The following is a 3,929-nucleotide window of genomic DNA, read 5'->3' as shown; positions in this document are numbered from 1 at the left end:
GCTCGCGAATGCGCTGGGTCAGTCGATACATCTGGTGACTGACACTCCGTATTCGCGAGCAAGCCCGCTCCCACATTGGTGTTGTGTTGCATGCACTTCCGGTGATCAGCGCAAGATCTTCGGCGCTTCATCCCGTGGCAGGTTATTGCGCAATGCAGGCTGCCCCGGTTGTTGCTGATGACCACCGCCAAGTTGTTCGGCCAACTGCCGCGCAACATCCTCGCCCAACGCCTTCGACACTTCCCGCACCACGCGCGGCCGGTTCAGGCTGACGCGTACGTCGCGGCTGTTCACCAGTTTGGTGTCCTGGCCTTCACCCATGGCGGTAAACGCCGAGGTGATCTCGAACGTGCGTGTATTAATCAGGCTGAAATCCGCCACCAGGGTCAGGCCCAGCACCGCCGAGTAGCTGTTGGTGTGATCCAGGGCGTTGATGTCCTGGGTGAAGTCGATGTCCGACAGCGTGCCGAACAGCACGTAGTCCGCACCCTTGAAGTTGCCGGCCTTGATGCGCTTGATCACGTCGTAGACGTCAGCCTTGGCATCGGCAGTGTAGGGCGTGCCCTGCACCAGCTGGAATTGCCGCAACTTGAGGATTTCGCCCTTGATGTCGCCGCTGAATTTACGCAGCTCGGTCTGCTCGATGTAGCGGGTACGGCTCTCGTACTCGCTGTAGTTCGATGCGCCGCTGGCGTGGTAGGCACTGGCCTGGAAGTTGTTGCTGGCCGAGACCTGGTGAATGTACTCCTCGACCCGCGCCTCGTAGGCCAGGTCCGTCACCGCGATCTTCGGGGCGGCCGAGGCGCCAAAGGCGCACAGCAGGCCGATCATGCCGATCCATGCACGCATCTGTCAGCGCTCCGTGGTCTTGCGGATTTCTTTTTCATCCATCCATTCGGCCAGGCCGCTCTCGACGTCGATCAGCTGCAGGCTGAATTTGTAGAACACGTCCTTGTAGTCCGAACTGCGCTTGACGATAGAGCTGATGGAGCCTTCCAGGCGGTATTTGGCCGCGACCATGTTGCCGGTCTTGCTGACGGTGGACTTCTTGTACAGGCCGCTCTGGTTCTGCAGCTTGAGCTGGTCGACCTGGCTCTGCATGTCGGTGTTGTCGCTGGCGAAGCGCGCGGTGCCGGTTTTCATCAGCTGGGTCTTGATCGACGTAGTGATCTCGCGGGTATCGATGTACTCGCTGGTCTTGTTCTTCACGTCATACACCTGCACCACCGGGCGGCCCTGCAGGATGCCGGACTGGGCCAGGGAGCGGGTCATGCTTTCGGCGATCATCTGCAGGTCGGTGGAGCCGAACTCGTTGGTCACCAGTTCCACGGCCTTGGTGTCGCCGTAGCTGATGTTCTTACCGCCCAGTACCGGGGAGGTGTTGGCGCAGCCGCTGGCCAGAAGGGCAACCACGGCGAGAATCGAGAAGCGTGCAAACATGGTGATGTCTCTCTGCAACGAAATTAAGGGGTTTTAACTTCAAGACGGAAGTCAGCGGCCTGGGGCAGATTGGCGATGGCCGGCAGGAAGGTTGCCTGGTTGGCGTACAGGTTCAGCACTTTCCAGGTTTCTTCAGCACCCACCGGGAAGCCGTCGGCGCCCAGCCAGGCGAAGCGGTAATACATCATCTGGTTGCTGCTGGTGATGTTGCTCAACTGCACCTTGGCGGTGAGAAAGCCGTTCTCGCGCGCCACCCGAATGGCGCCGACGGCGATGCCCTTGAACTTGCCCATCACCACGATTTTACTGGCGGCACTGCCGGGTTCCGGTGGCGGCGGGGTGGCGCAGCCGGCGAGCAGGACCAGCGCCAGGGCGCCGAGGATGAAATGACGCATAGGGTGCTCCTTAAGGTTGTTTGAGGGTGGCGATGGCTTGAGTCGGCGTGCTCGGCACCACATGGGCCGCGAGGCCGCCGGCGAACACCTGGTTGCCGACCACGCGCAGGGTGATCACCTGATAACGCTGATCGGCCTTGACCGTCACCAGCGTGCCGCCCAGGGCATTGGGCAGGCTGACCTGGTGCTCGCCGTGCTTGAGGCGCAGGCGCGTGACTTGGGTCATGTCCGGCAGGGTCCGCCAGGTGCGGGTGTCGGCGCCTTCGGTCACGGCTGAGGCGATGCCCAGCACCAGACCGGCCATCGGGTTGGTCTTGTTCAGGTTGTTCTGTGCAATGCCACGGCTGACCGCACGCACGGTGGTGCGCAGGATGATCCCCGGCATGTCATCGCGCAGGGCGCGGCGCGACATGGCCGTGGTGCTGTTGAGGGCAGTGAGGTTCTGCTGCTGGCCGTCCACGCCGATCTGGGCGAAGGTGGCGGTCGAGGTGTCGGCCTTGATCACCGGGAACGACAGCGGCGTGATCACCAGGTTGCCATTGATCGGGATCGGCAGCGGCAGGCGAATCGAGTCGCGTGCGGGGGCCAGGCCGCTTTGGACCACGATCAGCACATCGGTTTCATCCGCGCCGACCTTGGACTTGTCCAGGTCCAGCAGGGCCTTTTCCAGCAACGGGGTATTGGGGCGCAGCTCGGCCGCCTTGCGATAGCCGGGCGCGGCCAGGTCTTTTTCGCCCAGGGCTTCGTAGACGAAGCCGGCCAGGTAATGGCTGAACGCGCTCTGGTAGCTGTTTTTCAGGCCGACCACTTCCGGCGCGTTCAGGGCTTCGACCGGGTAGCCACTCAGGTCTTTCATCTGGGTGGTTACGCCTTGGCGCTGGGCGTCGTCCTCGCGCTTGAGGTATTCCTTGTCACGCAGGTCGGCGATCACCGCTTCGCGTTCGTGGGTCTTCTTGATTTCGGTGCGTGCGCCGTCGAAGTCGTTCAGGGCCAGCAGGTTCAGGGCCATCTGCGTGGTCAGCATGACTTTTTCGTAGTCATAACCTTCGTAGCGACGCACCTTGTCGTTGACCAGGAAGCTGCCGAACTGGGAGAGGTACTTTTCACTGTCGAACTTGACCGACTCTTCCCACTTGTAGACTTGCAGGTCGGCGCTGCGCCAGGCGGTCTGGCTGCCGGTCAGGTCACCCTTGGCCCGCAGCAACTCGCCCTTTTCAAAAAAATACAGCAAATCCTTGTCGTCACCGGTGTTGTTCTTTTCCAGCAGCGTGAGGGCGCCGTCGACATTGCCGGTGCTCAATTGCTGGTTGGTGGCTTGCAGCTCGGAGTCATAGCTGCGGAACATTGAACACCCGGACAACAAGGTGACTGCCACGAGCGCGAGCGGAGTTAAGGCGCGAAATGCCATGCAACTTCTTCCCTGAAAGTATCCAGCTGGTGTGATGATTCCTCATAAAAACGAGGAACGAAATTCCCTTTCGCACTAACAGGGCGCGGCATTATAGGCCCGCCTGCTGGCAAAACAATGGCTTTATGCCTGTCATAACTGCCAATTACGCCACTAGTGCGCTCACAAGAAATGCCCGGGCTTCATCCCTGGCAAATCACTAACGCCTTGAGTCAAAGCCCTTAACGCTTAACAATGTGTTACTTCGTATTTCTCTTTGAGATTCATTCATGACTGCCCCCTTTCGTTTTCTCGGCTGGCTGCTGTTGCCGGCGTTGCTGTCGTGCAGCTTCAACCTGTTGGCGGCAACTGCCGAGGGCGCCCCGCAAGCCCTGCATTTGCTCGACTACATTGGCGCTGACTACCCGCCGACGGTAGAGGCGGGCAAGGTTATCGATGAATCCGAATACCGCGAACAACTGGAGTTTCTCGGCGTATTGCAGGGGCTGCTGGCAGAACTGCCGCAACGGCCGGAACGCGCGGCGTTGGTGAAGGGTGTCGACGCACTGTCAGCAGCTGTCACGGCCCGCCAGGAAGGCGCGACAGTCGCGCGCCAGGCTCGCCAATTGGGCGCGCAGTTGGCGGCGGCCTATGAAGTCAGCCAGGCCCCGGCGATCACCCCCGACCCCACGCGCGGTGCGCCTTTG

4 protein-coding genes and 1 pseudogene are annotated in these 3,929 nt (G+C 61.0%); 1 reads left to right on the top strand and 4 read right to left on the bottom strand.

What is annotated here, in order from left to right:
• Positions 1–105: 105 nt before the first annotated feature.
• Genes WBR57_RS27130 through WBR57_RS27115 form a run of 4 tightly spaced genes read right to left on the bottom strand, consistent with a single transcriptional unit; the run spans position 106 to position 3,243 of the window.
• Positions 106–849: a penicillin-binding protein activator LpoB gene (locus WBR57_RS27130; RefSeq protein WP_424088238.1), complete on the bottom strand. Its 744-nt coding sequence runs from the start codon at positions 847–849 to the stop codon at positions 106–108.
• Positions 850–852: 3 nt separating this feature from the next.
• The gene (gene lpoB / locus WBR57_RS27125) at positions 853–1,440 is read right to left on the bottom strand and encodes a penicillin-binding protein activator LpoB (RefSeq protein WP_122716448.1); all 588 of its coding nucleotides are present in this window, start codon (positions 1,438–1,440) and stop codon (positions 853–855) included.
• 23 nt (positions 1,441–1,463) lie between these two features.
• Positions 1,464–1,835, bottom strand: coding sequence for a YcfL family protein (locus WBR57_RS27120; RefSeq protein WP_424088237.1), 372 nt, complete (start codon positions 1,833–1,835; stop codon positions 1,464–1,466).
• A gap of 10 nt (positions 1,836–1,845) precedes the next feature.
• Positions 1,846–3,243: a COG3014 family protein gene (locus WBR57_RS27115; protein ID WP_424088235.1), complete on the bottom strand. Its 1,398-nt coding sequence runs from the start codon at positions 3,241–3,243 to the stop codon at positions 1,846–1,848.
• Between the two features lie 269 nt (positions 3,244–3,512).
• On the opposite strand from WBR57_RS27115, the pseudogene WBR57_RS27110 reads away from it, so the two are divergent.
• A pseudogene (locus WBR57_RS27110) lies at positions 3,513–3,929 on the top strand (cystathionine gamma-synthase); the annotation flags it as partial.

This window comes from Pseudomonas sp., assembly GCF_049590575.1.
GTDB lineage: Bacteria > Pseudomonadota > Gammaproteobacteria > Pseudomonadales > Pseudomonadaceae > Aquipseudomonas.
This window is presented reverse-complemented; position numbering and strand designations above follow the sequence as displayed.